Origin of the sequence: Streptomyces sp. WAC04114, from assembly GCF_019733245.1 — a bacterium.
GTDB classification, from domain to species: Bacteria; Actinomycetota; Actinomycetes; order Streptomycetales; family Streptomycetaceae; genus Streptomyces; species Streptomyces massasporeus_A.
The window spans coordinates 1-702 of the sequence record NZ_JAIGQA010000406.1; the positions used below are offsets into that span (position 1 = coordinate 1).

The following is a 702-nucleotide window of genomic DNA, read 5'->3' on the forward strand; positions in this document are numbered from 1 at the left end:
GCGTGTTCCTCCTGTCCATCGCCTCGGCCTCCGCCCCGGTCGACTGGTCACCGGGAGCCGTCTGCTTCCTCCTGCTCGCCGTGGTGGGCGGTGCGCTGGTGGAAGGTTCTCTGCAACTGGCCGCCTCCGCGCTGGTCTTCAGGATGAAGAGGGTCTCTCCCATCAAGTTCGCCATCGACATGATCTTCAGCGACTTCGGCAACTACCCGCTGAAGATCTTCGGCCCGGTGGCCGGCTTCGGGCTGACCTTCGTCTTCCCGCTGGCCTTCGTCGCCTATCTGCCGGCGACGGTGCTGATGGACCGGGAGGAGGAACTCGCCGTGCCTGAATGGCTCGCCTGGGGCGCTCCGTCCATCGGCGTCGTGGTCATGTACGCCGCGTACCGCTTCTGGGAGCGCCAGTCCCGCCATTACGAGAGCAGCGGGCACTGAGCAACCACGACCGTGTGAGGCTCCTGGGAGAACGCGCCTCGGCTTTCCGTTTCCGTCGGTTCCACATCCCTCCGTGCGGCGTCGAGCAGGTGGCGGGCGGGTCGGCGCTCACGGGCGAGGCCGAGGCCCGCGGGGAGGATGACGAGGGCGAGGAGGGCGGTCACGACGAGGTAGTTCAGGAAGAGGTTCATGCCTCTACCTTCGTCCGCCCGGGGGATTTTGGTCAGTGGCAGCACTGCCACACAGCATCAAATTACTGCCACACTGACTC

2 protein-coding genes are annotated in these 702 nt (G+C 66.0%); one reads left to right on the forward strand and one right to left on the reverse strand.

Annotation, left to right across the window (positions count from 1 at the left end):
* The coding region (locus K4G64_RS39465) for an ABC-2 family transporter protein (protein WP_221760648.1) at window positions 1-431 on the forward strand (431 nt) is incomplete at its 5' end.
* Here the strand turns inward: K4G64_RS39465 and K4G64_RS39470 are convergent.
* On the reverse strand, window positions 410-622 hold the full coding sequence (locus K4G64_RS39470; RefSeq protein WP_221760649.1) for a hypothetical protein: 213 nt from the start codon (window positions 620-622) through the stop codon (window positions 410-412). The genes K4G64_RS39465 and K4G64_RS39470 overlap by 22 nt on opposite strands.
* Window positions 623-702: the final 80 nt, after the last annotated feature.